The following is a 25571-nucleotide window of genomic DNA, read 5'->3' on the forward strand; positions in this document are numbered from 1 at the left end:
CATCAAGCCCATCGCCCTGGAAGAAGGCCTCCGCTTCGCCATCCGCGAGGGCGGCCGCACCGTGGGCGCTGGGGTCGTGACCAAGATTCTGGAGTGAGGTGAGGGATGCCAAAGATTCGCATTAAGCTGCGCGGTTTCGACCACAAGAGCCTGGACGCTTCCGCGCGCAAGATCGTCGAGACGGCCCGGCGCAGCGGCGCCAAGGTGGCGGGGCCGGTTCCCTTGCCCACCCGTATCCGCCGTTTCACCGTGCTGCGCGGTCCGTTCAAGCACAAGGACAGCCGCGAACACTTCGAGATCCGCACCCACAACCGCCTGGTGGACATCACCAACCCCAACAAGAAGACGATCGAGAGTCTGATGACCCTCGATCTGCCGACGGGCGTGGAGATCGAGATCAAGACGGTTGGAGGTGGCCGGTGAAGGGCATCCTAGGCGCCAAAGTGGGCATGACCCAGATCTGGAAGAACGACCGTGCCATCCCGGTGACCGTGGTGCTGGCCGGCCCCTGCCCGGTGGTGCAGCGCAAGAGCCCGGAGAGCGACGGCTACAGCGCCGTGCAGCTGGGCTTCGCGCCGCTCGAGCCCAAGCGGGTCAACAAGCCGATGAAGGGCCACTTCGCCAAGTTCGCGGCCGAGCCGGTCCGCTACCTGCGCGAGATCCGCGACTTCCAGCCCGAGGGCGACGTGGTCACCGTCGAAATCTTCCAGCCCGGCGACAAGGTGGACGTGACCGGCACCAGCAAGGGTCGCGGCACCGCGGGCGTGATGAAGCGCTGGAACTTCGCCGGCGGTCCGGCTTCGCACGGCGCCCACCGCATCCACCGCCACGGCGGTTCGATCGGTCAGCGCAAGGCGCCCGGCCGCGTCTACAAGGGCAAGAAGATGGCCGGCCACTACGGTGCGGAGCGCATCACGGTGCAGAACCTGGAAGTGGTCGAGGTGATTCCCGAGGAGAACCTGCTCCTCATCAAGGGCGCGATCCCGGGCCCCAACGGCGGCCTGGTGGTCGTGCGCGAGACCACGCGTGACAAGGGGGCGAAGTGATGTACAAGGTTCCCGTCATTCCCGCCAAAGGGAAGGCCACCTCGCGCGAGCTGCCCCTCCCCGAGGAGGTGAACCCCCACGTCCTCTACGAGGTGGTGCGCTGGCAGCTGGCGAGCCGCCGCCGCGGCACCGCCTCGACGAAGACCCGCGGCGAGGTGAACTACTCGACCCGCAAGCTCTTCCCCCAAAAGGGGCTGGGCCGCGCCCGCCACGGCAGCCGCGGCGCCAACATCTTCGTGGGCGGCGGCGTCGTCTTCGGTCCCAAGCCGCGCGACTACGGCTACACCCTGCCCAAGAAGGTCCGCCGCGCCGGCCTGGCGATGGCGCTGGCCGACCGCGCCCGCGAGGAGAAGCTGCTCGTCGTGGAGGCCTTCGCCGGCGTCGAGGGCAAGACCAAGCAGTTCGTGGAGTGGGCCGGTAAGCACGGCCTGGACGGCTCGGAGCGCGTCACCCTGGTGACCGCCGACGAGAACGTGCGCCGCGCGGCGCGCAACCTGCCCTGGGTCGTGACCTTGAGTCCCGAGGGCATCAACGTCTACGACATCCTGCGCACCGACCGGCTCGTCCTCGACGAGGCGGCGCTGGCGCTCGCGCTCGAGCGCGCCGGCATCGGAGGTGAGGCGTGAAGACCCCGTACGACGTGATCATCGAGCCGGTGCTCTCGGAGAAGGCTTACGGCGGCTACGCCGAGGGCAAGTACACCTTCTGGGTGCACCCGGACGCCTCCAAGACCGCGGTCAAGAACGCGGTGCAGCAGGCGTTCAAGGTCAAGGTCGTGGACGTCAACGTGATGAGCGTGCGCGGCAAGAAGAAGCGCATGGGCCGCTACGAGGGCAAGCGCCCCGACCGCAAGAAGGCGATCGTGACCGTGGCCCCGGGCCAGAAGATCGAAGCCCTGGAAGGGCTGATTTAGAGGTGAACCATGGCGGTTAAGAAGTTCAGGCCCTACACCCCCTCCCGTCGCTTCATGACGGTGGCCGACTTCTCGGAGATCACCAAGACCGAGCCCGAGAAGTCGCTGACCGAGCCGCTGAAGAAGACGGGCGGGCGCAACAACCAGGGGCGCATCACCGTGCGCTTCCGCGGCGGCGGCCACAAGCGCCTCTACCGCATCATCGACTTCAAGCGGCGCGACAAGGCCGGCATCCCCGCCCGCGTCGCCGCCATCGAGTACGACCCCAACCGCTCGGCGCGCATCGCCCTGCTCTTCTACCGCGACGGCGAGAAGCGCTACATCATCGCCCCCGAGGGGCTGAAGCCGGGCATGACCGTGCAGTCCGGCCCCGAAGCGCCGATCCAGGTGGGCAACGCCCTGCCGCTGCGCTTCATCCCCGTGGGTACGGTGGTGCACGCCATCGAGCTCGAGCCCGGCAAAGGCGCCCAGCTGGCGCGCTCGGCCGGCACCGGCGCCCAGATCCAGGGCCGCGAGGGCGACTACGTGGTGCTGCGGCTGCCCTCGGGCGAGCTGCGCCGCATCCACGCCGAGTCCTACGCGACCGTGGGCGTGGTGGGCAACGCCGACCACAAGAACATCGTCATCGGCAAGGCCGGCCGCACCCGCTGGCTCGGCCGCAAGCCGCACGTGCGCGGCTCGGCGATGAACCCGGTGGACCACCCCCACGGCGGCGGTGAGGGGCGCGCGCCCCGCGGTCGTCCGCCCGCCTCGCCCTGGGGCTGGCAGACCAAGGGCAAGAAGACCCGCAAGAAGCGCAAGCCCTCGGACCGGTTCATCATCAGCCGGCGGAAGAAGAAGTAGCGAGGTGAAGCATGCCGCGTAGTCTGAAAAAAGGCGTATTCATCGATGACCACCTTCTCGAAAAGGTCGAGGCCATGAACGCCGCCGGCGAGAAGCGGGTCATCAAGACCTGGAGCCGACGCTCCACCATCGTTCCCGAGATGGTCGGGCACACGATCGCCGTATACAACGGCAAGCAGCACGTGCCCGTCTTCATCACCGAGAACATGGTGGGCCACAAGCTTGGCGAGTTCGCGCCGACCCGCACCTACCGCGGGCACGGCAAGGACGTCAAGCAGGCCAAGAAGCGCTAGGGGGGCGGAGCATGGAAGCGAAAGCCGTGGCCAAGTACATCCGCATGTCTCCGCGCAAGGTGCGCCTGGTCGTGGACCTGATCCGCGGCAAGAGCGCCGACGAGGCCGACCAGATCCTCAAGTACACCAACAAGCGGGCCGCCCACGCGGTGCGCAAGGTGCTGAAGAGCGCGGTCGCCAACGCCGTCAACAACCACGACCTGCTCGAGGACCAGCTGGTGGTCAAGGCGGCCTACGTCGACGAGGGGCCCACCCTCAAGCGCATCCTGCCGCGGGCCCGTGGCCGCGCCGACATCATCAAGAAGCGCACCAGCCACATCACCGTCATCGTGGAGGAGAAGCATGGGTAACAAGATCAACCCCATCGGCTTCCGCCTGGGCATCACCCGGGACTGGGAGTCGCGCTGGTACTCGGGCAAGAAGGGCTACGCCCAGCTGCTCGAGGAGGACCGCAAGGTGCGCGAGCTCATCGAGAACGAGGTGGCGCACGGCGGCATCGCCCGCATCGACATCGAGCGCGCCGCCGACAACCTCTCGGTGACGGTGCACGCGGCCAAGCCGGGCGTGATCATCGGGCGCGGCGGCGAGACGATCAAGCGCATGCGCGCGGAGCTGCAGAAGATGTTCCCCAGCCGCACCATCGCGCTCAACGTCCAGGAGGTGGGCAACCCCAACCTCTCGGCGCCGCTCGTGGCCCAGCGCGTGGCCGAGCAGATCGAGCGCCGCTTCGCGGTGCGCCGCGCCATCAAACAGGCGGTGCAGCGCGTCGTCGAGTCGGGCGCCCAGGGCGCCAAGGTCGTGGTCTCGGGCCGCATCGGCGGCGCCGAGCAGGCCCGCACCGAGTGGAGCTCCGACGGGCGGGTGCCGCTGCACACCCTGCGCGCCAACATCGACTACGGTTTCGCCCTCGCCCGCACCACCTACGGGGTGCTGGGCGTGAAGGCCTACATCTTCAAGGGCGAGGTCATCGGCCAGCAGAAGCCGGCGCGCAAGGCCGCCGCGGCCGCGGGCAAGCCCGAGCGCACCCGCCGCCGCCCCGCCGTGCGCCGCCGCGTGAAGAAGGAGGCCGGCGATGCTGATGCCTAAACGGCTCAAGTACCGCAAGCAGCACCGCGGCAACATGCGCGGGGCCAGCAAGGGCGGCGACTACGTGGCCTTCGGCGAGTACGGCCTGGTGGCGATGGAGCCCTCCTGGATCTCCAACCGCCAGATCGAGGCCGCGCGTGTGGCCATGGTGCGCCACTTCCGCCGCGGCGGGAAGATCTACATCCGCATCTTCCCCGACAAGCCCTTCACCAAGAAGCCGCTGGAAGTCCGCATGGGTAAGGGTAAGGGTAACGTGGAAGGCTGGGTGGCCGTGGTCAAGCCCGGCCGCGTGATGTTCGAGGTCGCCGGCGTGACCGAGGAGCAGGCGCGCGAGGCCTTCCGCCTGGCCGGCCACAAGCTGCCGATCAAGACCAAGTTCGTCAAGAGGGATGCCTACGATGAAGCTCAATGAGATGCGCAACCTGAGCACCGAGGAGCTCTACGAGCAGGTGCGCGAGAAGAAGCGCGAGCTGATGGACCTGCGCTTCCAGGCCTCGATCGGGCAGCTGGCGCAGAACCACCGCATCCGCGAGACCAAGCGCACCATCGCCCGCCTGCTCACGGTGATCCGCGAGAAGCAGCAGGCGGCGGAGTAGGGGAGGAGAGCCGATGCCCAGAAAAGTACTCACCGGCGTCGTGGTCAGCGACAAGATGGACAAGACCGTCGCCGTGCTGGTGGAGCGCCAGTTCCCGCACCCGCTCTACGGCAAGGTGACCAAGCGTTCCCGCAAGTACCTGGCCCACGACGAGGAGAACGCCTACAAGGTGGGCGACGTCGTCGAGATCGTGGAGGCGCGGCCCATCTCCGGCAAGAAGCGCTGGAGGGTGACCCGCCGCCTCGAGGAAGGCCGCATGGACGCGGTCGAGCGTTACCGCCTGCGCAAGGAGCGTGGTAAGGCATGATCCAGCAGGAAACCAGTCTTACGGTCGCCGACAACTCCGGCGCGCGCCGCCTCAAGGTGATCCGCGTGCTCGGGGGTTCGTACCGGCGCTACGCCAGCATCGGCGACGTGGTGGTGGCCTCGGTCAAGGAAGCCATCCCCGGCGGCGTGGTCAAGGAGGGCGAGGTCGTCAAGGCCGTGATCGTGCGCACCAAGAAAGAGGTCAAGCGCCCCGACGGCAGCGCCATCCGTTTCGACTCCAACGCCGCGGTCGTGCTCAACAACCAGGGGGAGCCGCGCGGAACCCGCGTCTTCGGCCCGGTGGCGCGTGAGCTGCGCGAGCGTAAGTTCATGAAGATCGTCTCCCTGGCGCCGGAGGTGCTCTGATGCAGCCCAAACTGCACGTCAAGAAGGGCGACAACGTCGTCGTGGTCTCGGGCAAGGACCGGGGCAAGACCGGCCGCGTCATCGCCGTCTACCCCAGGAAGCAGCGGGTCGTCGTCGAGGGCGTCAACGTGGTCAAGAAGGCCATGCGCGCCACCCCCGACAACCCCCAGGGCGGTTTCCACGAGATGGAGGCGCCGGTGCACGCCAGCAAGGTTCGCCCCGTCTGCCCCAGCTGCGGCAAGCCCGTCCGGGTCAAGAAGAAGCTGATCGAAGAGGAAGGCAAGGTCCGCCGCATCCGCGTGTGCAACCACTGCGGCGCCGCCCTGGACGAGGAGTGAGGTGAACGATGCCTTTGGAGATTAAACTCAAACAGCGCTACGTCAGCGAGGTGCGTCCGGAGCTGATCCAGCGCTTCGGCTACGACAACGTCTGGGCCGCGCCGCGCCTCGAGAAGATCGTCATCAACCAGGCCCTGGGCGAGGCCAAGGAAGACGTGCGCATCCTCGAGAAGGCCGCCGAGGAGATCCGCCAGATCACCGGGCAGAAGCCGGTCATCACCCGCGCCAAGAAGTCGGTCTCGAACTTCAAGCTGCGCAAGGGGATGCCCATCGGCCTCAAGGTGACGCTGCGCGGCGACCGCATGTGGATCTTCCTGGAGAAGCTGATCAACGTCGCCCTGCCCCGCATCCGCGACTTCCGCGGCGTCAACCCGGGCGGCTTCGACGGCCGCGGCAACTACAACCTGGGGATCCGCGAGCAGCTGATCTTCCCCGAGATTTCCTACGACCAGGTGGACGCCGTGCGCGGCATGGACATCGCCATCGTGACCACCGCCGAGACCGACGAAGAGGCCAAGGCTCTGCTGGAGCTCTTGGGGTTCCCCTTCCGTAAGTAGAGGAGCGACATGGCTAAGAAGGCACTCGTAGAAAAGGCGAAGCGCAAGCCCAAGTTCAAGGTCCGGGCCTACAACCGCTGCACCCGCTGCGGCCGCTCGCGCGCGGTCTACCGTTACTTCGGCCTCTGCCGCATCTGCATCCGCGAGCTCGCGCACAAGGGCCAGCTTCCGGGCCTGAAGAAGGCTTCCTGGTAGCGAGGGCCGGTCGGGGGGTTTCCCTCGAGACCGCTCGCTGAGCCTAAGGCGACAAAAGGAGAGAAGATATGACCACCGATCCCATTGCGGACATGCTCACCCGGATCCGGAACGCGCTCATGGTGCACAAGGCCACCGTGGACGTTCCGGCCTCCCGGTTCAAGGAAGAGATCGTCAAGATCCTCGTGCGCGAGGGTTACCTGAAGGGCTACGAGCGCGTAGAGAACGACGGCAAGCCGATCCTGCGGCTCGAGCTCAAGTACGGCCCCCGCCGCGAGAAGGCCATCAAGCACATCCAGCGCGTCTCCCGTCCCGGCCGCCGCGTCTACGTGAGCGCGGACCAGGTGCCGGTGGTGCGGCGCGGTCTGGGCATCGCCATCGTCTCCACGTCCAAGGGCGTCCTCGTCGACCGCGAGGCGCGCCGCAAGGGCGTGGGCGGCGAGGTCGTTTGCGAGGTGTGGTGAGATGTCGCGTATCGGCAAGCTTCCCATCCCCCTGCCCGCGGGCGTGACCCTCGACGTCAAACCGGGTCAGGTGACGGTCAAGGGCCCCAAGGGCCAGCTGGTCGTGGACTTCGACCCCGACCTGGAGATCGTCGTCGAAGACAACCAGGCCGTCGTCAAGCGCCCCACCGACAGCCGCCGCCACCGGGCGCTGCACGGGCTCACCCGCTCGCTGGTGGCCAACGCCGTCGAGGGCGTTTCCCAGGGCTTCGTCAAGGAGCTCGAGATCAAGGGCATCGGTTACCGCGCCAAGCTGCAGGGCGGCAAGATCGAGCTCTCGATCGGCTACAGCCACCCCGTCATCGTCGAGGCCCCCGAGGGCATCACCCTCGAGGTGCCCGAGCCCACCAAGATCCGCGTTTCGGGCATCGACAAGCAGAAGGTGGGCCAGGTGGCGGCGAACATCCGCGCCATCCGCCCGCCCGACGCCTACCACGGCAAGGGCATCCGTTACGCGGGCGAAGTCCTGCGCCTCAAGCCGGGTAAGGCCGGCGTGACCGGAGGTTAGTCATGGCCCGATTGAACACCTTTCAGCGTCGCAAGTACCGCACCCGCAAGCGCGTGAAGCGTTCCGGGCGCCCGCGGCTCACCGTCTACCGCAGCCTCAGCCACATCTACGCCCAGATCATCGACGACGAGGCGGGCCAGACCCTGGTGGCCAGCTCCACGCTCGCGCTCGGGGTGAAGGGCAACAAGACCGAGGCCGCCAAGCAGGTCGGCGCCGACATCGCCAAGAAGGCGGTCGAGAAAGGCATCAAGCAGGTGGTCTTCGACCGCGGGGCCTACAAGTACCACGGCCGGGTCAAGGCGCTGGCCGAAGCCGCCCGTGAAGCGGGGCTCGAGTTCTAAAGGAGGACGGCATGCCAGAAACCGATTTTGAAGAGAAGATGATCATGATCCGGCGTACCGCCAAGACCTACAAGGGCGGCCGTCGCTTCCGCTTCGGGGCGCTCGCGGTGGTGGGCGACCGGCAGGGCCGCGTCGGCGTGGGTCTGGGCAAGGCCAAGGAGGTGCCGCTGGCGGTGCAGAAGGCGCAGAACATCGCCCGCCGCAACCTGATCGAGGTCCCCCTCGAGAACGGCACCATCCCCCACGAGATCGAAGTCGTCTACGAGTCGAGCCGCGTCATCCTGCGGCCCGCCGCCCCGGGTACCGGCGTGATCGCGGGCAAGGTGCCCCGCGCCATCCTCGAGCTCGCGGGCGTGACCGACATCCTCACCAAGGTGCTGGGCAGCCGCAACGAGATCAACGTCGCCTACGCGACGATCGAAGCGCTCAAGCAGCTGCAGACCTGGGACGAGGTCAAGAAGATGCGGAAGGAGGCTTCCTGATGGGTACCCTTCGCGTCAAGCTGGTCCGTAGCCCCATCGACTTCCCGCGCGACCAGAAGGCCACCCTGCGGGCGCTGAAGCTCACCAAGATGAACCGCGAGCGTGAGCTTCCCGACAATCCCTCGATCCGGGGCATGATCCGCAAGGTCGAGCACCTGGTCCAGATCGTCGAGGTGAAGGAATGAAAGTCACCGACCTGAAACCCAACCCCGGCGCCACGAAGCGCAAGAAGCGCGTCGGCCGCGGCACCTCGAGCGGCCACGGCAAGACCGCGACCCGCGGCCACAAGGGGCAGAAGTCGCGCTCCGGCGGCCTCAAGGACCCGCGCCGCTTCGAGGGCGGCCGTTCCACCCTGATCATGCGCCTCCCCAAGCGGGGGATGCGCGGCCAGGTGCCCGGCGCCATCCGGCGGCCCGAGTACCAGACGGTCAACCTCGGCCGCCTGGTCGAGCGCTTCCCCGAGGGCGGCGAGGTGACCCCCGAGCTGATGGCCAAGGCGGGCCTGATCCGCAAGGCGGGCGGTCTGGTCAAGGTCCTCGCCCACGGCGAGGTGACCGTCGCCCTCAAGGTCCACGCCCACAAGTTTTCGAAGAGCGCCGCCGAGAAGCTCGCCGCCGCCGGCGGCGAGGCCCTGACGCTGGAAGCCGAGCCTGGCGAGGAGGCCTGAGATGCTGCGCGCGTTTAGGGATGCCTTCGTGGTCCCGGAGCTGCGGCAGCGCCTCTTCTTCACGCTGATGATGCTGGCCGTCTACCGGCTGGGCACCTTCGTGCCCACCCCGGGGGTGGACGTGGCTAAGGTCTCCCAGTTCCTGGGCTCGGCCGCGGGCGGCGTCTTCGGCATCATCAACCTCTTCTCGGGCGGCAACTTCCAGAACTTCTCGATCTTCGCGCTGGGCATCATGCCCTACATCACCGCGGCGATCATCATGCAGCTCCTCACCACCACCGTGCCGGCGCTCGAGAAGCTGCAGCGCGAAGGCGAGGAGGGCCGCCGCATCATCACCCAGTACACCCGCATCGGCGGTATCGCCCTGGGCGCCTTCCAGGGCCTCTTCCTGGCCGTGGGCTTCCTCGAGAACAACGGCGGGCAGTTCCTGTTGCCCGGCTGGGAGCCCGGCTGGGGCTTCCGCTTCCTCGTCGTCATCACCCAGGTGGCGGGCATCGCCCTGCTGCTGTGGATGGGCGAGCGCATCACCGAATACGGCCTCGGCAACGGCGTTTCGCTGATCATCTTCGCCGGCATCGTGGCCAACTGGGTGCCCCAGTTGATCGGCCTCTTCCAGCTCGTCTCCCGCGGCGAGGTGGGGATCGTCAACGTCATCTTCTTCTTCGCCTTCATCGTGCTCGCCTTCGCGGGGATGGTGGCCGTCACCCAGGCCGAGCGAAGAATCCCGGTGCAGTACGCCCGCAAGGTGGTGGGCCGCAAGATGTACGGCGGCCAGACCACCTACCTGCCGATCAAGCTCAACGCCGCCAACGTGATCCCCATCATCTTCGCCGCGGCGATCATCCAGATCCCCATCTTCCTGACCGCGCCCTTCCAGGCGAATAGCCCGATCGCGTCCGCGATCGCCAGCTTCTTCAACCCGCGCAACGCCAGCGGCCTGATCATCGAGGTGGTCCTCGTCATCCTCTTCACCTACATCTACACCGCGGTGCAGTTCGACCCCCGCCGCATCGCCGAGAACCTGCGCGAGTACGGCGGCTTCATCCCCGGCGTGCGTCCCGGTGAACCGACGATCAAGTTCCTGGAGCACATCGTCAGCCGCATGACGCTCTGGGGTGCGCTCTTCCTGGGCGTGGTCACGGCGCTGCCGCAGATTATCCAGAACCTGACCAAGGTGCAGTCGCTGGCCTTCTCGGGGATCGGCCTGCTGATCGTCGTGGGGGTGGCCCTCGACACCCTGCGGCAGATCGAGTCGCAGCTGATGATGCGCAACTACGAGGGCTTCCTCTCCAAGGGTCGGATCAAGGGGCGGAGGAACTTCTGATGGCCGCAGGGTCGATGGTCGTGATCTTCCTGGGGCCGCCGGGTGCCGGCAAGGGCACCCAGGCGGCCCGGCTCGCGGACGACCTGGGCCTGGTCAAGATCTCGACCGGCGACATCCTGCGCGACCACGTGGCCCGCGGCAGCGAGCTGGGGCGGAAGGTGCAGCCGATCATGGAGCGCGGGGAGCTCGTGCCCGACGAACTGATCCTCGCCATCATCCGCGAGGAGCTCGCGGGGATGCCCGAGGTCCGCGTCATCTTCGACGGTTTTCCGCGCACCACCCGCCAGGCCGAGGCGCTCGACGCCCTGCTGGGCGAGCTGGGTGCCCCGGTGAACGCGGCGCTGCTGCTCGAGGTGCCCGAGGACGAGCTGGTGCGGCGCATGCTGAAGCGGGCCGAGCTGGAGGGCCGCGCCGACGACAACGAGGCGACGATCCGCCGCCGGCTCGAGGTCTACCGTGAGCAGACCCGGCCGCTCGTCGACTACTACGACGCCCGCGGGGTGCTGCGGCGCATCGACGGCCTGGGCGATCCCGGCCGCATCTACTGCCGCATCCGGGAGGCGCTCTAGTGCCGATCGTTCTCAAGAGCCCCGCCGAGATCGAGCGCATGGCCGAGGCCGGCGCCCGCCTCACCGAGGTGATGGACCGCATCGCCGAGGCCGTGCGGCCGGGGGTGAGCACGCTCGAGCTCGACCGCATCGCCCGCGAGGGGATCGAGGCGCTGGGGGCCCGGCCCGCCTTTCTGGGCCTCTACGGCTTCCCGGCCACGATCTGCGCCTCGCCGAACGAGGTCGTCGTGCATGGCATTCCCACCGAGCGGCCGCTCGAAGAGGGCGAGATTATCTCGGTGGACGTGGGGCTCTTTTACGGGGGCTACGCCGCCGACATGGCCCGCACCTTCGCGGTGGGGGCGGTCTCCGAGGAGGCGGAGCGCCTCATCCGGGTCACCGAGGAGAGCTTCTGGAAGGGCTTCGAAGCCGCCCGCCCGGACGCGCGCCTGGGCGACGTCTCCGCGGCCATCCAGCAGCACGTGGAGGACGCGGGCTTCTGGGTGGTGCGGGAGTTCGTGGGCCACGGCATCGGCAGCGAGATGCACGAGGACCCGCAGCTGCCCAACTTCGGCCGGCCCGGCGTGGGGCCGAAGCTGCGCCCGGGGATGACCCTGGCCATCGAACCGATGGTGACCCTGCACGCCGCGCCTGTAGTAGTATTGGAAGATGGCTGGACCGCCAGCAGCGGGCGGGGGAACCTCGCTGCCCACTACGAAAACACGGTGGCGGTCACCGAGAGCGGCCCAAGGCTTTTAACGGGAAGACGCTAGGGGGAGCAGAGTGGCGAAGGAAAAAGACACCATACGCGCGGAGGGCGTCGTCCTGGAGGCGCTGCCCAACACCCAGTTCAAGGTCAAGCTGGACTCGGGCCTCGAGATTCTGGCCTACGTTTCGGGAAAGATGCGGATGCACTACATCCGCATCCTGCCGGGCGACCGCGTGGTGGTGGAGATTACCCCCTACGATCCCAGCAAGGGAAGAATCATCTACCGGAAGTGAGGTTTGGTCATGAAAGTGCGTGCTTCGGTCAAGAAGATGTGCGACAAGTGCAAGGTGATCCGCCGCCACGGCCGGGTCTACGTGATCTGTGAGAACCCCAAGCACAAGCAGCGTCAGGGGTGAGGTGAGGAGGCAGCATGGCTCGTATCGCAGGTGTTGAAATTCCCAGGAACAAGCGCGTGGAGATCGCGCTGACCTACATCTACGGCATCGGCCGCACCCGCGCCAAGGAGGCGCTCGAGGCCACCGGCATCGACGGCTCCATCCGCGTCAAGGACCTGTCCGAGCAGGACGTGGTGAAGCTGCGCGACTACGTCGAGAACAAGTGGAAGCTCGAGGGCGAGCTCCGCAGCGAGGTGCAGTCGAACATCAAGCGGCTGATGGACATCGGCTGCTACCGGGGGCTGCGCCACCGCCGCGGCCTGCCGGTGCGCGGGCAGAAGACCAAGACCAACGCCCGCACCCGCAAGGGGCCGAAGCGCACCGTCGCCGGCAAGAAGAAGGCGCCGCGCAAGTAGCTTGCGTACCGGATGAAGATCGGGTACACTCCTAAGGTTGCTCCAGCCGCCGGTGCGGCGAGGGCCAGTTGATACTCCAAGGAGGAGAGTATGGCCAAGGCTAAGAAAACGAGAACGACGCGAAAAAAGGTCAAGAAGCAGGTCGCGCACGGGAAGGCGTTCATCCACGCGACCTACAACAACACGATCATCACGATCACCGACCTGGACGGGAACCCCGTAACCTGGTCCTCGGGTGGCGTGATCGGTTACAAGGGCAGCCGTAAAGGCACCCCCTACGCCGCGCAGCTGGCCGCGATGGACGCCGCCAAGAAGGCGCAGAACTTCGGCATGACCCAGGTCGACGTCGTGGTTCGGGGTACCGGCGCCGGACGCGAGCAGGCGATCCGCGCCCTTCAGGCCAGCGGGCTGCAGGTGCGGTCCATCGTCGACGATACTCCGGTCCCCCACAACGGATGCCGTCCCCGCAAGAAGAAGCGGGCGTAGGAGGAGCTGAACCATGGGCAGATACATTGGTCCTGTTTGCCGGCTTTGCCGCCGTGAAGGCGTAAAACTCTACCTCAAGGGCGACCGTTGCTACAGCCCCAAGTGCGCGATCGAGCGCCGGCCCTACGCGCCGGGGCAGCACGGTCAGCGCCGCGCCCGCCGCCCCAGCGACTACGCGGTGCGCCTGCGCGAGAAGCAGAAGATGCGCCGGATCTACGGCATCAGCGAGAAGCAGTTCCGCAACCTCTTCGAGGAGGCCTCGAAGAAGAAGGGCGTGACCGGTACGGTCTTCCTGCGCCTGCTGGAGAGCCGTCTCGACAACGTCGTCTACCGTCTGGGCATCGCCAGCAGCCGCAAGCAGGCGCGCCAGCTGGTGCGGCACGGCCACATCGCCGTCAACGACCGCAAGGTCACCGTGCCCAGCTACCGGGTGCGCCCCGGCGACGTGATCGCCGTGACCGAGGCGGGCAAGAAGATCGGCGCCATCCAGGCCAACGCGGAGGCGGCCAAGGGCCGCAAGACCGGGCCCTGGCTGGAGTTCGACCCCGAGAAGATGGTGGGCAAGTTCCTGCGCCTGCCCGAGCGTGAGGACCTGGCCCTGCCCGTCAACGAGCAGCTGGTCATCGAGTACTACTCGAGGTAAAGGAGGCGGTCTTGTTGGAAACCTTAACGGCGAAAGCCCCGGTACTGACCTCGCGCGTCGAGGGGAACTACGGCGAGTTCGTGCTCGAGCCCCTGGAGCGCGGCTTCGGCGTCACCCTGGGCAACCCGCTGCGCCGCATCCTGATGTCCTCGATTCCCGGTACCGCGGTCACGAGCGTCTACATCGAAGACGCGCTGCACGAGTTCGCGACCCTGCCCGGCATCAAGGAGGACGTGGTCCAGATCGTCCTCAACCTCAAGGAGCTGATCGTCAAGTTCCACGAGCCCGGTTCCAAGACGCTGCTGCTGCGCGCCGAGGGGCCGGGTGAGGTCTACGCCCGCGACCTGGTCGTGCCCTCCAGCGCCGAACTGGTCAACCCCGACCTCTACATCGCCACCTTGGGCGAGGACGCCAAGCTGGTCATGGAAGTCCGCGTCGACGAGGGCGTGGGCTACGTCGCGGCCGAGAAGCACGGCATCAAGGACCGCATCAACTCGATCCCCGTCGACGCCCTCTTCTCGCCGATCAAGCGCGTGGCCTTCCACGTCGAGGACACCCGACTGGGCCAGCGCACCGACCTGGACAAGCTGATCCTGCGCATCTGGACGGACGGCTCGGTCACCCCCGACGCCGCTCTGGCGCAGGCGGTCGAGATCCTGCGCGGGCAGCTGGGCTACTTCGACCAGCTCGCGCCGCAGGCCGCCCCTGAGCCCGAGGCGGCGGAGGCGCAGGCACCCGAAGCGGCGCCGGCCGAGCCGGAAGAGGCCGCGGCCGAGCCCGGCCGCCAGGGCGTCGCGCTCGAGGATCTGGGCCTTTCGACCCGTGTGCTGCACAACCTCCGCGAGGAGGGCATCGACTCGGTCGCCAACCTGACCGCGCTCACCGAGCGCGAGCTCAAGAAGGTACCGGGCATCGGTGAGCGCAGCGTGGAAGAGATCAAGGAGCGCCTCGCCGCGCTCGGTCTCGCGTTAAAGGAGTAAGCCATGCGCCACATGAAGACCGGACGTAAACTGGGCCGCTTCAGCGATCACCGCAAGGCGATGTTCCGCAACATGGCCACGGAGCTGCTGCGCCACGGGCGCATCCGCACGACGGTTCCCAAGGCCAAGGAGCTGCGCCGCTTCGTCGAGCCGCTGATCACCAAGGCCAAGCGCGGCGACCTCTCCGCCCGCCGTCAGGTGATCCGTGAGATTCACGACCTCGACGTGGTGCGCCGCCTCTTCGACGACATCGCGCCCCGCTTCGCCGAGCGCAGTGGCGGCTACACCCGCATCCTCAAGCTGGCCGAGCGCCGGCGCGGGGACGGCACCCAGCTCTGCATCATCGAACTCGTCGAGTAGCGCCGCCGGCGTACGCAACGAACGCCGCCCCTCGGGCGGCGTTCGTTGTTTGCGGCGGGCTAGCCCTCTTCGGTTCGGGTCTCTTCGGAGGCTTCGGCGCTGGCGTTTTCCGTGTTGGCGAGCTCCTGGGTCACGTCGGGGAAGACGCGGCGCCCGCCTCCTTCGCGCTCCAGCAGCTCCCGGTACTCCTTGAGGTCGATGAAGCGGTCGGTGGCGCTGCGGATGTCGAGGTCCACGAGCTCGGGGATGCCCAGCAAGTGCACCTCCTTGCCCATCGTGCGCACGGCCTCCACGGCCGGGACCAGCTGCGCCGCGCCGCTGGCCAGGAGCGCCACGTCCCAGCGGGGCGCGGTGATGAGCAGGTCGGTGGCGATGTGGGCTTCGAAGCTGGGCGCCTCGCCGCGCACCTCGCGCGAGCGCACCGAGTAGCCCATGAAGATCAGGGCGTCCAGGAACTTTTGCTGTCGTTCGTCGTTCCAGTCGGTGATCGGGGCGTAGTAGAAGGCGTTGAAGAGCGCGAACCCGGAGGGAAAGTGCTCGATCACCTTGCGGTGGTCCACGTTCCAGCCCATCCGCTTGGCGCAGTTGTACACGAACGAGCCGTCAATAAACAAAGCCAATCTATCCACGCGCCCATCATACTCTATGCGCCCCGCAAACGAAACGGCGCGGGCGGGCCCGCGCCGTTTCCGGACGTGCGGGCCTCAGCCCTTCTGCGGCTCGCAGGTGTTGACCCCGAGCAGGCGGTAGAGCGGGCAGAAGCGGAAAGCGGCCGTGACCACCAGGATGATGCCGACGATGAGCGCGACCGTACCCCAGGTACCGGCGATCCAGCCCACGAAGTAGGCGAGGAGCAGCACCACACCGAGCACGAAACGGAAGATCTGATCTCCCTTCCCAACGTTGCAGCCCATGATGTCACCTCCTCTTCAAGCCTAGCAGACCGCCCCCGCGGCTGCAGCGACGCGCTCACGTTTAGCCGCCGACCCGGAGCACCACCTTACCGAAGACGGCGCGGTCTTCCAGGAGTTCGTGACCGCGCGCCGCCTCCGCCAGCGGCAGCACCCGGCCCACCACCGGACGCAGCGCTCCCGCCTCGACGTGGCGCAGCACCTCGAAGAGGCGCGCCTTCGAGCCCATCGTCGAGCCGTAGATCGTGAGCTGGCGGTAGAAGACGTGGGCCAGCGGGGTCTGGGCCAGGTAGCCGGAGGAGGCGCCGACGAGCGCGATCCGGCCTCCGTTGCGGGTGGCCTTGAGGACGCCCTCCCAGAAGTCGGCGCCGGTGTGGTCGGCCACCGCGTGCGCGCCCCCGCCGGTAAGCTGGCGCACCCGCCGGTGCCAGCCGGGCTCGCGGTAGTTCACCGTCGCCTCGGCCCCCAGCGCCCGGGCCTGCGCCAGCTTCTCCTCGCTGCCCGCGGCGGCGAGCACCCGGGCGCCGAAGAGCCGCCCGATCTGCAGCGCCGCGCTGCCGACCCCCGAGCCCGCGGCCATCACGAGCAGCCACTCGCCCGGGCGCACCTGCAGCTTGTCCACGACCATCTGCCAGGCGGTGAGGAAGACGAGCGGCACCGCCGCGGCCTCCTCGAAGCTCAGGTTTTCGGGCTTGGGGAGCAGGTTGGCCCGGGGAACGACCACGTACTCGGCGTAGCCGCCCCAGACGTGTTCGCCGAGGATCCTGTATTCGGGGCAGAGGTTGTCGCGCCCCGCCAGGCAGGCCTCGCAGCGGCCGCAGGAGAGGCCGGGGTTCAGCACGACTTCACGGCCGGTCAGGTCTTCCTCCACGCCCGGCCCCACGGCGTCCACCACGCCGCTGACGTCGGAGCCCAGGACGTGCGGCAGCGGCAGCTCGGGCGAGGCCGCCCCCTTGCGCACCCAGACGTCGAGGTGGTTGAGCGCGACCGCGCGCACGCGTACGCGCACCTCGCCCGGCCCCGGTTCGGGGTCGGGCAGCGCGGCGGGGCGGAGCACCTCGGGCCCGCCGCGGGCGTTCATGACCACGGCTTGCATGGGTTCAGCATAACGCCCCGCGGCGGCGGGGCGTGGGGTCTAGAGGGCGCGGACGGCCGCCGCGACCTCGTCGTAGGGCGGCTCCTGACCCGGATTCTCGGCGATCCAGGCCCAGCGGATCTTCCCCTCGGCGTCCGCCACGAAGGCGGCGCGCTGCGCCAGCTCCCGCAGCCCCTTGAGTTCGGGCAGCACCACCCCGAAGGCGCGGATGGCCTCCTTGTTGAAGTCGGAGAGCAGCGGGTAGTCGATACGGTTCTTCTCTGCGAAGGCCGCCTGGCAGAACGGGGTGTCGACGCTGAGGCCCACGACCTGGGCGCCGACCTCGTTGTAGGCGGCCATGCTGTCGCGGAAGGTGCAGAGCTCCTTTTCGCAGACCGAGGTGAACGATCCGGGGAAGAAGAGGATCACCAGCGGCCGGCCGCGGCCGTACGCGGCGAGGTCGACGGGCTCGAGGTCCTTGGTGAACACGGTGGCCTGGGGTATGGGGTCGCCTACGTTTACGCTCATCTCGATCCCTCCGCGTTCCAGCCTACTCCGGTGGGCCGCAGCAAAGGTGACGCGTGGCAGAATACGGGGGATGGTCGAGGTCCGGGGCCGCCGCGTCGTGATCACCCCGCCCGCGGGCGCGGTGGCCTTCGTGGCCGACGTGACCGACTGGACCCACGACCCCTGGCCCCTGCGCGGCCCCGTCGAGCTCGAGCTGCCGCGGGGGGCGATCCTGGAGTACGCGTTCCTGGACGCCTCCGGAGCGCCGCTGGCCGACCCCGACAACCCCGAGACGGCGCAGAACCCCTGGCGCCCCTACGCGCGCGTCGTGCGCCTGCCCGGCGCCCTACATCCGCCTTCGTACCCCAAGACGCTGCTGGGAAGGGTGCGCCCGCTGCGCACCGGGGGGCGCCGGATCGTCGTCTACCAGCCCCCGGCGGGTCCGGCGGCCACGCTGCTCGTCTTCGACGGGGTGGCCTACCACCGCATCGGCCGGCTGGCGCACGCCGCCGAGGCGCTTTGGCGCGAGGGGCGGATCGTACCGTTGCGGCTCGTCTTCAGCGAGCCTGAAGACCGCGAGCGCGAGTACCGCTTCGACCCCGCGCTCGAGCGGCACCTGCTCGACGAGGTGCTGCCGGCGGTCGAGGTGGCGTTCGGTCCCGGGGGGCCCTGGGGGGCATGGGGGGCGAGCCTGGGCGGGCTCGCGGCGCTGTGGTTGGGGCTCGAGCACCCCGACGTCTTCCCCCGGGTCGGCGCCCAGTCCCCGGCGCTGCTGGCCGTCCCCGGAGGGCGCGACGCCCGCCGCGACCCCGAATGGCTGAGGGAGCGCTACGCCGAGGCCGCGCGCCTGCCGGAGCGGGTCCTGCTGCAGGCGGGCTGGCTCGAGTGGCTGCTGGCGCCGGCGCGCCGCTTCGCGGCGGTGTTGGCGGAGCGGGGAGCGGCGCACGAGTACCGCGAGTTCCCCGGCGGCCACAACTGGACGACCTGGCGGATCGGCCTGGAGGAGGGGCTGGTGGATCTGTTCGGCGCCGACCTTGACGTAAGATAGGGCCGTGCCGCGCGACTGGGACGCCTACTACCAGGGCAGCCCCGAAGCCTTCGACCCCGCCTTCGTGGTGCGGGCCTACGGCTTTCTGCTGCCGGAAGGGGAGGTGCTCGACCTCGCGGGCGGAACCGGACGCAACGCCTTCTTCCTGGCCTGCCGGGGGCACCGCGTCTTCCTGCTGGAGAAGAGCCCGGTCGCCGTCGAGCGGGTGCGCGCCATGGCGCAGCGGCGGCGGGCCGCGGTGCACGCCCTGGTGGCCGACCTCGAGGCCGCGCCCGACGACCTTCCCCCCGGGCCCTTCACGGGTGTGGTCGTCAGCTACTTCGTCAGCCGGCCGCTGATGAAGCGGCTGGCGCCGCGGCTCAAACCCGGGGGTCTGGTCCTCGTCGAGGGCTTCAACCGCAGCGAGGCGCTGCGCCGGGGGCGGCCCGACAGCCCGCACTACTGGGAGCCGGGTGAGCTGATGCGGCCCCCCGGGGGGCTCGAGCTGCTGGCGGCGGGGGAGGGCTGGCAGGGGCTGGCCTACCGCAGCTGGGCGGTCTGGCGCCGGAGCTGAGGCGCACGCGGTATACTTCGCAACATGAACAAAATCTGGTCGCACATGCGCGACGCCCTCGATCGCGTCAGCGGGGCGGGCCCCGAGACCGCGGGCTGGGGCGAGCGCGGCTACCAGGCGGCCGCCTGGGTGGGTCTGGTCGTCCTCGCCTGGGCCTTTGCCTGGCTGGGCAAGGCCTTCACCCTGCGGGCGGCGCGCCGGCTCGCGCCGCGGGTGCGCCGCCGGCTGGCGGGCGGTTGGGACCTGGTCTTCTGGGGCGCGGCGCTCGTCTTCGCCGTGGCCGTCTTCGGCCTCGGCGACCCGCAGCAAGCGGCGCGCGCCGTGGCCAAGCTGCTCTTCGTCTACCTGGTCTGGGTGGGGCTCGAGGCGCTGATCGAGGGCCGGCTGGTGCGCCGCGGCTTCGACCCCAACCTGGTGCTGCTGCTGCGCTACGTGACGCTGACGCTGCTCGTCATCTGGGCCGCCTACATGGTGGCGGGGGCCCAGATCGCCCCGGTGATCGGGGCTCTGGGCGTGCTCGGCCTGGCCGTGGGGCTGGCGGCGCAGGACACCTTCTCCAACTTCATCGCCGGCATCATCCTGCTGATGGACCGCCCCTTTAAGATCGGTGACTGGGTGCAGATCGGCGGCGAGTACGGCCAGGTCGAGGGGCTGACGCTGCGCACCACCCGGCTGCGCACCCCCGACAACGAGAGCGTCGCCATCCCCAACGCCGTCGTGGCCGGGGGCGAGATCAAGAACCTCTCGGCGGGCGGTCCGCTCAGGCTGCGCATCCCCGTGGGCGTGGCCTACCGCCACGACACCCGCGAGGTGCGGCAGGCGCTCGAGGCCGTGGTGGCCGCGCACTCCAAGCTGCTCAAAGACCCCGCGCCTGCGGTGCTCGTCACGGGACTCGGCGACAACAGCGTCGACTTTACCCTCGTCGTCTGGATCCCCGAGCGCGAGATCCCCAACTATCCGGTCGTGGCCGCCGAGCTGACGGAGGCGGCGAAGATCGCCCTGGACGAAGCCGGTTTCGAGATCCCCTTTCCGCAGCGCACCGTCTGGTTCCCCGAACCGCTGCGGGTGGTTCAGGAGGCACCGTCCGACGGGTAGGCCGCCTCCAGCGCCTCCCATAGCGGCAGCAGCGCCGCGTGCAGCCGGTCGAGGCCGGCCTCGGTGGGCCGCAGCCGCGCGCGGGCGCGCTCGAGCAGCCCCCCGGCCGCCAGCCGCTCCGCCGCCGGGGCGAGGACGCGGCCGAGTTCCGCGAGGCCGCTGCGGCGGGCCAGACCGGCCAGGTCCACCCCTTCGCGCAGGCGCAGGCCCATCATCAGGCTTTCCTTGGCGTGCTCGAGCGGGCCGATCACCTCGCGCAGGGGCGGCTCGCCCGCGGCCCAGCGGGGCAGCGGCGGGTTGGTGCGGCGCTCGGCCACGCCCGGCCCCGCGGGGGTGTGGAAGTGGGCGCTGGCCGCGGGCCCCAGCCCGCCCCATTCCGCCATGCGCCAGTAGGCGAGGTTGTGGCGCGCCTCCTCGCCGGGGCGGGCGAAGTTGCTCACCTCGTAACGTGCGAGCCCGGCGCGGCCCAGAACCTCGCGGGCGAGCTCGAAGGCCTCGGCTTCGCGGTCGGGGTCGGGCTCCAGCCCCGCCAGGGCGAAGGGTGTGCCGGCCTCGACCTGCAGCGTGTAGGCGGAGACGTGGCCCACCCCCAGCGCCGCCGCGGTCTCCAGGTCGGCGGCCACGTCCTGGACGGGCAGCCCCAGGATCAGGTCCAACGAGACCCGAAAGCCCGCCGCCAGCGCCTCCTCCGCGGCCCGGAGCGCTCCCCGGCCCTTGTGGGCGCGGCCCAGCCGCGCGAGCACCGGGTCCTGGAAGCTCTGCACCCCCAGCGAGATTCGGTTCACCCCCAGGCTGCGCAGCTGCTCCAGGCGGGCGGGGGAGAGGGTGCCGGGGTTGGCCTCGAGGGTCACCTCGGCGCCGGGCGCGAGCGGCCAGGGCAGGGCGGCGAAGAGCCGCTCCAGCTCGCGGTCGCGCAGGTAGCTGGGCGTCCCCCCGCCCAGGTAGAGGGTGGTCAGCTCCCCCGGGCGGCGGGCGTGCAGTTCGGCGGCCTCGGCCGCCAGCCGCTCCAGGTAGCGTTCCACCAGACCCGGTCCCCGGCGCACGACGTGGAAGTCGCAATAAGGGCAGAGGGTGGGGCAGAAGGGGACGTGCAGGTAGAGGTGGCGCATCGGCGGTCTCATTGTATGCGGCGCTAGGATGAGGGGGTGGAAGGCGTCGTCCTCACCCGCTCCCCCGAGAAGGACCGCGAGCTCGCCCGCCTCCTCGACGCCTTCGGGGTACCCCACGCCAGCGTGCCCCTGGTGGAGCACGCGCCCGGGCCCGACTTCCCCGCCCTCGCCGGCGCGCTGGGCGAGGGCTGGTCCTGGGTGGCCGTGACCTCGCCCACCGCGGCCCGCTTCCTTGCCCGCGCCTGGGAGACGGCGGGGCGGCCGCCGCTGCGGGTGGCGGCGCTGGGCGGGGGAACGGCCCGCGCGCTCGAGCGCGCGGGGCTCGAACCCGGCTTCACCGCCCCCGAGGCCTACGGCCGGGCGCTGGCCGAGAGCCTGCCGGAGCCCGGCCCCCTGCTCTGGCCCACCTCGAGCCGGGCCGGAAAGGAGCTGGGCCGCATCCTGGAAGCGCGGGGCTTTCGGGTGCGGCGGCTCGACGCCTACACCACCCGCCCCCGGGCGCTCGCGCCGGAGGAGGTCGCGCGGCTCGAGGCCGCCGCCGTCGCGGCGCTCGCCTCGCCCTCGGCGGTAGCGGCCTGGGCGCGCGCCACCGCGGCCCGTCCTCCGCTGGCCGCGATCGGCCGCGTGACGGCGGAGGCGGCGCGGGCCGCCGGCTTCGCCCGCGTGGTCTGGCCGCGGCAACCCGGGGTCCGGGGCTGGGCCGAACGGATTCGCGACTTGTACGAAGAAAAGGGACACCTGCCCTGAGGCGGTTTGGGGTAAACTGCCGCTTGGGAGGGCGTCGTGGAACCGCCGCTGGAGCTCGTCGGAATCAGCCACAAGACCGCACCCATCGGGGTGCGTGAATGCGTGGCGGTTTCCGGTGCGCGCCTTGCGGCGCTGCTTGAGGAGCTGGCCGACGAAGCCGACGAGGCCGTGGTCGTCTCGACCTGCAACCGCACCGAGGTCTACCTGGTGCGTCCGCGGCGTCCGGCGCTCGAGATCTACCGCGACCATCTGGGCCACTACACCGACTACGCCTACCGCCACCGCGGTCTGGCGGCGCTCCGGCACCTCTTCCGCGTCGCCGCCGGGCTCGACAGCCTGGTGGTCGGGGAGGCGCAGATCCTGGGTCAGGTGAAAAGCGGCCTCTTCGCCGCGCGCCAGGCCGGCACGACCGGCCCCATCAGCGAACAGGCGTTCCAGACGGCGATCGCCGCCGGCAAGCGGGCCCGCGCCGAGACCGCGATCGGCCGCGGCGCCACCAGCGTGGCCTACGCCGCGGTGGACCTCGCCCGCGCCGTCTTCGGGGACCTGGCGGGCCTGCGGGCCCTGGTCCTGGGCGCCGGCGAGATGGCCGAGCGGGTGCTCGAGCACCTGGCCCACTACGGCGCCCGCGAGGTCTGGGTGCTGAACCGAACCCCCGAGAACGCGGAGAAGCTCGCCGGACGCTACGGCGGCCGGGCCTGCGGCATGGAGCACGTGGCCGAGGCGCTGGCCTGGGCCGACATCGTCATCGCCTCCGCGGCCGCCCCCCACTACGTGGTGCGCCAGTCGCGGGTGCGCGAGGTGCTGGAGAGGCGCACCCAGCCGCTCTTCCTCATCGACATCGCCCTGCCGCGCAACGTGGAGCCGGCGGTGGCGCGGCTGCCCGGCGCCTACCTCTACAACCTCGACGACCTGGAGACCGTGGCCGAGAAGAACCGCGCGGCGCGCGCGGGCGAACTGCCCCGGGTGGAGCGCATCGTGGCCGACGAGCTCGCCGGCTGGATGGAGTGGTACGCAGGCCACGTCGCCGCCGACCGGATCCAGCGGCTCAAGGCCTGGATCGAAGACGGTCTGCGCCGGGAGCTCGAAGCCGCCCTCGGCGGCGCGGCGCGGGAGGAGGAGCTGGAACGGCTGGTGCGGCGGCTCGTCGGCAAGACCGCCCACCCCCTGATCCGGATGGCCAAGGATCCCAAGCTGGGCCCGCGGCTCGAGCGGATGCTGGAGGGCTAGCGTGACCGCCGCCCTGGCCGGCCTGGGGGCGCTCGTACTCCTGGCCTCGCTGGTCTGGGACGAGCGGCGCTCGGGCTGGTCGCTGGGATTCTTCTTCGCGGCGGCCGTCTGGCACGCGGTCACCACCGGACAGGTGCTGGGTTCCTCGTTCGAGGCGGCGATGCTGCTCGTCATCGGGCTCGTGGGGGTGGCCCGCGGCTACGCCAACCGGCCCCGCTGGCGCACCTGGGTGCGGTACGCCTACGCCACCGCGCTCTTCTTCGCGTTGCTCTCGCTGCGTTTCGTGGGCACCACCAGCGGGCCGCTGCCCTGGTCGCTGGTGGTGTTCCACGCGGGGGTCCTCACCCTCGCCTACGTCAGCCTGACCGTCGCCTTCCTGGCGGCAGTGGCGGGCTGGGCCCAGCACCGCCGGCTCAGGTCCGCGCCCTGGCGCTCGCTCTCGGCGCCGCCGCTCGTCGGCCTGGCGCGGCTCGAGGGCCCCTACCTGCGGGCCGGTTACGTCCTTTACACGGTGGGCGTGCTCACGGGGATGGCCTGGGCCTGGCGGCTGTGGGGGAGCCCGGTCGCCCCCGACGTAAAGGAGCTGGCCACGCTGGTGACCTGGGCGCTCTTCACGCTGCTGCTGCTCGAGCACCGCCCGGGCCGCGTCAGCGGCGGCCGGGTGCTGCTGTGGTGGGCGGCCTACGCCGCCTTGGTCTTCGTCTTCTTCGTGGCCCCGTACTGGGGCGGTCGCCACCCCGTTTAGCATATGTAAATCATAGCTTGACAAATCATAAAACAGAGGTTTACAATCAGGCCAAGGAGGTCAAGATGCTGGCTCCGGTTCCTTGGCAAGACCCCACGATTCTCGCGGCCCGCGTGCGGGAGCTGCGCCGCGAGGCGGCGGCGGCCCGGCGCACCCGACCTGAAGCGACGCCGGAGCCGCAGACGCGAGGCGAGGCCCGCCCCCGGACCGTTCGGGGAGCGAAAAGGCTGGGAGGCGCCCATGGATGAGTACCTGCGCATCGCCAAGCTGCTCGAAGAGGGCAAGATCGACCCCGACGAAGCCGGCCGCCTGCTCGAGGCGCTGGAGGGGGAGAGCGCGGGGCCCGCTCCCGTCGTCGGCAAAGGCTGGCTGCGGGCGCGGATCGAACGCGCCGACCTGCGGGTGCGGGTGCGTGCGGACCTGGACGCGCCCGTGATCGAGGAGGACGGCGGGCTGGAAGCGCGGCTCGAGGCCGACGGCTCCGACTGGAAGCTCAGCGCCGGCGGCGGCCGCCGGAAGTTCTTCGGCGCCTTCAACCTGCTGGATTCCCGCAAAGCGCTGCGCCTGGCCCTGCCCCCGGGGCTGGCGCTGGAGCTGCAGCTGGGCCAGGGCGAGGTTCGCATCCAGGGCGCGCTGCCGGCGCTCAGGGTGCAGCTGGGCCAGGGCCGGCTCCGCTTCGACCGCAGCGACGCGCTGGACGTGCGGCTGGGTCAGGGCGAGGTGGAGGGGCGGGTTCGCGTCGTGGAAGACCGCCACCGGGTGCAGCTGGGGATGGGCAAGGTGCGGCTGACGCTCGAACCGGAAAGCGACCTGCGGCTCAAGGTGAACGCGAGCCTGGGCGAGGTCAAGGTTTCCGGCCGGCTGCAGCATGAAGGCAAAGGCCCCTCGGTCAGCTACAGCGGCACCGTGGGCGAGGGGCGGGGAGAGCTCAAAGTGTCCGTCGGCATGGGGGACGTGGAGGTGAAGCTGCCGTGAACGAAGAACGCAAGCGCATCTTGAACCTGCTGGCCGAAGGCCAGCTGACCGCGGAGGAGGCCGAGTCGCTTCTGAGCGCGCTCGAAGAAACCCCGTCTGCAGCGCCCGAGCCCCGCAGCGGGCCCGCCCGGCTGCTGCGGATCTACGTCCACGACGGGGAGGACGGTACGGTGGTGAAGGTCAACCTGCCGCTGGCGCTGGCGCGCTTCGCCCTCAAGTTCGTGCCCGAGGAGCAACGGGCGCAGATCGTCGAGGCCGGCTTCGACCTTGACGAGTTCCTCGCTTCGCTGGGGAGCGGGGTTCCCGAAGGGAAGCTGGTGGAAGTCCACGATCCGGACGGCACCGAGGTGCTCATCGAGGTGGTATGAACGCCCTGCTCGAACGTCTACGCCGCCGCCAGCCCCGCTGGCTGCACCTGGAGGTGCGCGCCAGGGGAGCGCCGCGCATCCGGCTCGTGCTGCTGCTCGAGCCCTTCGAGACCCCGCTGGCCTTCGTGCTCGCCCTGGCGGCTTGGTGGAACGAGCGGCGCCTGGGCCGGAGGGGCGGCTGGCGCCGCCTTTTCGAACCGTCCAGGCTGGGCTTGACCGAACTGTCGCCGGCGGAGCCCCTGGTGGAAGTGAAGAACCGTGACGCTTACGTCGTGATACGTGTAGGAGGCTTGCTGTGAAACCGCTC

46 protein-coding genes are annotated in these 25571 nt (G+C 69.7%); 41 read left to right on the forward strand and 5 right to left on the reverse strand.

The window, feature by feature from the left end:
* The 32 genes from HNQ05_RS00005 to rplQ all read left to right on the forward strand — a co-directional run.
* Positions 1-97, forward strand: a 97-nt coding sequence (locus tag HNQ05_RS00005; RefSeq protein WP_183677486.1) for an EF-Tu C-terminal domain-related protein, incomplete at its 5' end; no start/stop codon positions are given.
* 8 nt (positions 98-105) lie between these two features.
* A complete protein-coding gene (gene rpsJ, locus HNQ05_RS00010; protein WP_013458252.1) occupies positions 106-423 on the forward strand; it encodes a 30S ribosomal protein S10 in 318 nt (105 codons plus the stop codon).
* Positions 420-1046, forward strand: a complete 627-nt coding sequence (rplC, locus tag HNQ05_RS00015) for a 50S ribosomal protein L3 (RefSeq protein WP_147147911.1) — start codon at positions 420-422, stop codon at positions 1044-1046. The genes rpsJ and rplC overlap by 4 nt, the downstream gene beginning before the upstream one ends.
* Positions 1046-1672, forward strand: a complete 627-nt coding sequence (gene rplD, locus HNQ05_RS00020) for a 50S ribosomal protein L4 (protein WP_147147909.1) — start codon at positions 1046-1048, stop codon at positions 1670-1672. The genes rplC and rplD overlap by 1 nt, the downstream gene beginning before the upstream one ends.
* Positions 1669-1959, forward strand: coding sequence for a 50S ribosomal protein L23 (locus tag HNQ05_RS00025; RefSeq protein WP_013458249.1), 291 nt, complete (start codon positions 1669-1671; stop codon positions 1957-1959). The genes rplD and HNQ05_RS00025 overlap by 4 nt, the downstream gene beginning before the upstream one ends.
* A gap of 9 nt (positions 1960-1968) precedes the next feature.
* Positions 1969-2802, forward strand: coding sequence for a 50S ribosomal protein L2 (gene rplB / locus HNQ05_RS00030; protein WP_013458248.1), 834 nt, complete (start codon positions 1969-1971; stop codon positions 2800-2802).
* 11 nt (positions 2803-2813) lie between these two features.
* Positions 2814-3095 (forward strand): 30S ribosomal protein S19, encoded by a 282-nt coding sequence (gene rpsS / locus HNQ05_RS00035; RefSeq protein WP_013458247.1) that lies wholly within the window; start codon positions 2814-2816, stop codon positions 3093-3095.
* A gap of 11 nt (positions 3096-3106) precedes the next feature.
* Positions 3107-3445 carry a 50S ribosomal protein L22 gene (gene rplV, locus HNQ05_RS00040; RefSeq protein ID WP_013458246.1) on the forward strand — a complete coding sequence of 113 codons (339 nt, stop codon included), beginning with the start codon at positions 3107-3109 and terminating at the stop codon, positions 3443-3445.
* On the forward strand, positions 3438-4181 hold the full coding sequence (gene rpsC, locus HNQ05_RS00045) for a 30S ribosomal protein S3 (RefSeq protein ID WP_147147907.1): 744 nt from the start codon (positions 3438-3440) through the stop codon (positions 4179-4181). The genes rplV and rpsC overlap by 8 nt, the downstream gene beginning before the upstream one ends.
* A complete protein-coding gene (gene rplP / locus HNQ05_RS00050; RefSeq protein WP_147147905.1) occupies positions 4168-4593 on the forward strand; it encodes a 50S ribosomal protein L16 in 426 nt (141 codons plus the stop codon). The genes rpsC and rplP overlap by 14 nt, the downstream gene beginning before the upstream one ends.
* Positions 4580-4777: a 50S ribosomal protein L29 gene (gene rpmC / locus HNQ05_RS00055; RefSeq protein WP_013458243.1), complete on the forward strand. Its 198-nt coding sequence runs from the start codon at positions 4580-4582 to the stop codon at positions 4775-4777. Before rplP ends, rpmC begins: the two co-directional genes overlap by 14 nt.
* A gap of 13 nt (positions 4778-4790) precedes the next feature.
* A complete protein-coding gene (rpsQ, locus tag HNQ05_RS00060) occupies positions 4791-5084 on the forward strand; it encodes a 30S ribosomal protein S17 (protein WP_147147903.1) in 294 nt (97 codons plus the stop codon).
* On the forward strand, positions 5081-5449 hold the full coding sequence (rplN, locus tag HNQ05_RS00065; protein ID WP_147147901.1) for a 50S ribosomal protein L14: 369 nt from the start codon (positions 5081-5083) through the stop codon (positions 5447-5449). Before rpsQ ends, rplN begins: the two co-directional genes overlap by 4 nt.
* Positions 5449-5787 carry a 50S ribosomal protein L24 gene (gene rplX, locus HNQ05_RS00070; protein WP_147147899.1) on the forward strand — a complete coding sequence of 113 codons (339 nt, stop codon included), beginning with the start codon at positions 5449-5451 and terminating at the stop codon, positions 5785-5787. Before rplN ends, rplX begins: the two co-directional genes overlap by 1 nt.
* Positions 5788-5795: 8 nt before the next feature.
* Positions 5796-6344, forward strand: a complete 549-nt coding sequence (gene rplE, locus HNQ05_RS00075; protein ID WP_147147897.1) for a 50S ribosomal protein L5 — start codon at positions 5796-5798, stop codon at positions 6342-6344.
* A 9-nt stretch (positions 6345-6353) separates the two neighbouring features.
* Positions 6354-6539, forward strand: a complete 186-nt coding sequence (locus tag HNQ05_RS00080; RefSeq protein WP_013458238.1) for a type Z 30S ribosomal protein S14 — start codon at positions 6354-6356, stop codon at positions 6537-6539.
* A 68-nt stretch (positions 6540-6607) separates the two neighbouring features.
* On the forward strand, positions 6608-7003 hold the full coding sequence (gene rpsH, locus HNQ05_RS00085; RefSeq protein ID WP_147147895.1) for a 30S ribosomal protein S8: 396 nt from the start codon (positions 6608-6610) through the stop codon (positions 7001-7003).
* A gap of 1 nt (position 7004) precedes the next feature.
* Positions 7005-7550: a 50S ribosomal protein L6 gene (gene rplF / locus HNQ05_RS00090; RefSeq protein ID WP_147147893.1), complete on the forward strand. Its 546-nt coding sequence runs from the start codon at positions 7005-7007 to the stop codon at positions 7548-7550.
* A gap of 2 nt (positions 7551-7552) precedes the next feature.
* Complete coding sequence (gene rplR, locus HNQ05_RS00095; protein ID WP_147147891.1) at positions 7553-7891, forward strand: 50S ribosomal protein L18; 339 nt, start codon at positions 7553-7555, stop codon at positions 7889-7891.
* An 11-nt stretch (positions 7892-7902) separates the two neighbouring features.
* Positions 7903-8373, forward strand: a complete 471-nt coding sequence (gene rpsE / locus HNQ05_RS00100) for a 30S ribosomal protein S5 (RefSeq protein WP_013458234.1) — start codon at positions 7903-7905, stop codon at positions 8371-8373.
* Entirely contained in the window at positions 8373-8558 is a 186-nt protein-coding gene (rpmD, locus tag HNQ05_RS00105; RefSeq protein ID WP_147147889.1) for a 50S ribosomal protein L30, read from the forward strand. Before rpsE ends, rpmD begins: the two co-directional genes overlap by 1 nt.
* Entirely contained in the window at positions 8555-9040 is a 486-nt protein-coding gene (gene rplO, locus HNQ05_RS00110; protein WP_147147887.1) for a 50S ribosomal protein L15, read from the forward strand. The genes rpmD and rplO overlap by 4 nt, the downstream gene beginning before the upstream one ends.
* A 1-nt stretch (position 9041) precedes the next feature.
* Positions 9042-10364: a preprotein translocase subunit SecY gene (gene secY / locus HNQ05_RS00115; protein WP_147147884.1), complete on the forward strand. Its 1323-nt coding sequence runs from the start codon at positions 9042-9044 to the stop codon at positions 10362-10364.
* Positions 10364-10933: an adenylate kinase gene (locus HNQ05_RS00120; RefSeq protein ID WP_147147882.1), complete on the forward strand. Its 570-nt coding sequence runs from the start codon at positions 10364-10366 to the stop codon at positions 10931-10933. Before secY ends, HNQ05_RS00120 begins: the two co-directional genes overlap by 1 nt.
* The gene (gene map, locus HNQ05_RS00125; protein ID WP_147147880.1) at positions 10933-11685 is read left to right on the forward strand and encodes a type I methionyl aminopeptidase; all 753 of its coding nucleotides are present in this window, start codon (positions 10933-10935) and stop codon (positions 11683-11685) included. Before HNQ05_RS00120 ends, map begins: the two co-directional genes overlap by 1 nt.
* A gap of 10 nt (positions 11686-11695) precedes the next feature.
* Positions 11696-11914, forward strand: a complete 219-nt coding sequence (gene infA / locus HNQ05_RS00130; RefSeq protein ID WP_013458228.1) for a translation initiation factor IF-1 — start codon at positions 11696-11698, stop codon at positions 11912-11914.
* Between the two features lie 9 nt (positions 11915-11923).
* On the forward strand, positions 11924-12037 hold the full coding sequence (rpmJ, locus tag HNQ05_RS00135; protein WP_013458227.1) for a 50S ribosomal protein L36: 114 nt from the start codon (positions 11924-11926) through the stop codon (positions 12035-12037).
* Between the two features lie 14 nt (positions 12038-12051).
* Entirely contained in the window at positions 12052-12432 is a 381-nt protein-coding gene (gene rpsM / locus HNQ05_RS00140) for a 30S ribosomal protein S13 (RefSeq protein WP_013458226.1), read from the forward strand.
* Positions 12433-12522: 90 nt separating this feature from the next.
* Positions 12523-12918 carry a 30S ribosomal protein S11 gene (gene rpsK / locus HNQ05_RS00145; protein ID WP_013458225.1) on the forward strand — a complete coding sequence of 132 codons (396 nt, stop codon included), beginning with the start codon at positions 12523-12525 and terminating at the stop codon, positions 12916-12918.
* Between the two features lie 13 nt (positions 12919-12931).
* Entirely contained in the window at positions 12932-13561 is a 630-nt protein-coding gene (rpsD, locus tag HNQ05_RS00150; protein ID WP_147147878.1) for a 30S ribosomal protein S4, read from the forward strand.
* An 11-nt stretch (positions 13562-13572) separates the two neighbouring features.
* A complete protein-coding gene (locus tag HNQ05_RS00155) occupies positions 13573-14541 on the forward strand; it encodes a DNA-directed RNA polymerase subunit alpha (RefSeq protein WP_147147876.1) in 969 nt (322 codons plus the stop codon).
* Between the two features lie 3 nt (positions 14542-14544).
* Complete coding sequence (rplQ, locus tag HNQ05_RS00160; protein WP_147147874.1) at positions 14545-14901, forward strand: 50S ribosomal protein L17; 357 nt, start codon at positions 14545-14547, stop codon at positions 14899-14901.
* A gap of 59 nt (positions 14902-14960) precedes the next feature.
* On the opposite strand, the gene HNQ05_RS00165 is transcribed toward rplQ, so the two are convergent.
* From HNQ05_RS00165 to HNQ05_RS00180, 4 genes are all read right to left on the reverse strand, one after another.
* Positions 14961-15530, reverse strand: a complete 570-nt coding sequence (locus HNQ05_RS00165; RefSeq protein WP_147147872.1) for a LabA-like NYN domain-containing protein — start codon at positions 15528-15530, stop codon at positions 14961-14963.
* Positions 15531-15605: 75 nt separating this feature from the next.
* Positions 15606-15815 carry a YgaP family membrane protein gene (locus tag HNQ05_RS00170; RefSeq protein WP_147147871.1) on the reverse strand — a complete coding sequence of 70 codons (210 nt, stop codon included), beginning with the start codon at positions 15813-15815 and terminating at the stop codon, positions 15606-15608.
* 61 nt (positions 15816-15876) lie between these two features.
* Positions 15877-16908 (reverse strand): zinc-binding dehydrogenase, encoded by a 1032-nt coding sequence (locus tag HNQ05_RS00175; protein WP_147147869.1) that lies wholly within the window; start codon positions 16906-16908, stop codon positions 15877-15879.
* Positions 16909-16947: 39 nt separating this feature from the next.
* Positions 16948-17415, reverse strand: a complete 468-nt coding sequence (locus HNQ05_RS00180; protein WP_147147867.1) for a redoxin domain-containing protein — start codon at positions 17413-17415, stop codon at positions 16948-16950.
* Between the two features lie 70 nt (positions 17416-17485).
* On the opposite strand from HNQ05_RS00180, the gene HNQ05_RS00185 reads away from it, so the two are divergent.
* The 3 genes from HNQ05_RS00185 to HNQ05_RS00195 are packed head-to-tail and all read left to right on the forward strand — an operon-like array spanning position 17486 to position 20090.
* Positions 17486-18442: an alpha/beta hydrolase gene (locus HNQ05_RS00185; RefSeq protein ID WP_147147865.1), complete on the forward strand. Its 957-nt coding sequence runs from the start codon at positions 17486-17488 to the stop codon at positions 18440-18442.
* Between the two features lie 4 nt (positions 18443-18446).
* A complete protein-coding gene (locus HNQ05_RS00190; protein ID WP_147147863.1) occupies positions 18447-18995 on the forward strand; it encodes a class I SAM-dependent methyltransferase in 549 nt (182 codons plus the stop codon).
* A gap of 24 nt (positions 18996-19019) precedes the next feature.
* Positions 19020-20090, forward strand: coding sequence for a mechanosensitive ion channel family protein (locus HNQ05_RS00195; protein ID WP_147147861.1), 1071 nt, complete (start codon positions 19020-19022; stop codon positions 20088-20090).
* On the opposite strand, the gene hemW is transcribed toward HNQ05_RS00195, so the two are convergent.
* Positions 20066-21199: a radical SAM family heme chaperone HemW gene (gene hemW / locus HNQ05_RS00200; protein WP_147147859.1), complete on the reverse strand. Its 1134-nt coding sequence runs from the start codon at positions 21197-21199 to the stop codon at positions 20066-20068. The genes HNQ05_RS00195 and hemW overlap by 25 nt on opposite strands.
* A gap of 36 nt (positions 21200-21235) precedes the next feature.
* Between hemW and HNQ05_RS00205 the strand changes: the two genes are divergently transcribed.
* The 6 genes from HNQ05_RS00205 (at position 21236) to HNQ05_RS00230 (ending at position 25563) form a co-directional block, all read left to right on the forward strand.
* The gene (locus HNQ05_RS00205; RefSeq protein WP_147147856.1) at positions 21236-21946 is read left to right on the forward strand and encodes a uroporphyrinogen-III synthase; all 711 of its coding nucleotides are present in this window, start codon (positions 21236-21238) and stop codon (positions 21944-21946) included.
* Between the two features lie 36 nt (positions 21947-21982).
* Entirely contained in the window at positions 21983-23176 is a 1194-nt protein-coding gene (gene hemA / locus HNQ05_RS00210; RefSeq protein ID WP_147147854.1) for a glutamyl-tRNA reductase, read from the forward strand.
* A gap of 1 nt (position 23177) precedes the next feature.
* A complete protein-coding gene (gene ccsA, locus HNQ05_RS00215; RefSeq protein WP_147147852.1) occupies positions 23178-23921 on the forward strand; it encodes a cytochrome c biogenesis protein CcsA in 744 nt (247 codons plus the stop codon).
* Positions 23922-24161: 240 nt separating this feature from the next.
* Positions 24162-24896, forward strand: coding sequence for an SHOCT-like domain-containing protein (locus tag HNQ05_RS00220; RefSeq protein WP_147147850.1), 735 nt, complete (start codon positions 24162-24164; stop codon positions 24894-24896).
* Positions 24893-25264, forward strand: a complete 372-nt coding sequence (locus HNQ05_RS00225) for an SHOCT-like domain-containing protein (RefSeq protein WP_147147848.1) — start codon at positions 24893-24895, stop codon at positions 25262-25264. The genes HNQ05_RS00220 and HNQ05_RS00225 overlap by 4 nt, the downstream gene beginning before the upstream one ends.
* On the forward strand, positions 25261-25563 hold the full coding sequence (locus HNQ05_RS00230; protein WP_147147846.1) for a hypothetical protein: 303 nt from the start codon (positions 25261-25263) through the stop codon (positions 25561-25563). Before HNQ05_RS00225 ends, HNQ05_RS00230 begins: the two co-directional genes overlap by 4 nt.
* Positions 25564-25571: the final 8 nt, after the last annotated feature.

It is taken from the genome of Oceanithermus desulfurans, assembly GCF_014201675.1.
Lineage (GTDB): Bacteria > Deinococcota > Deinococci > Deinococcales > Marinithermaceae > Oceanithermus > Oceanithermus desulfurans.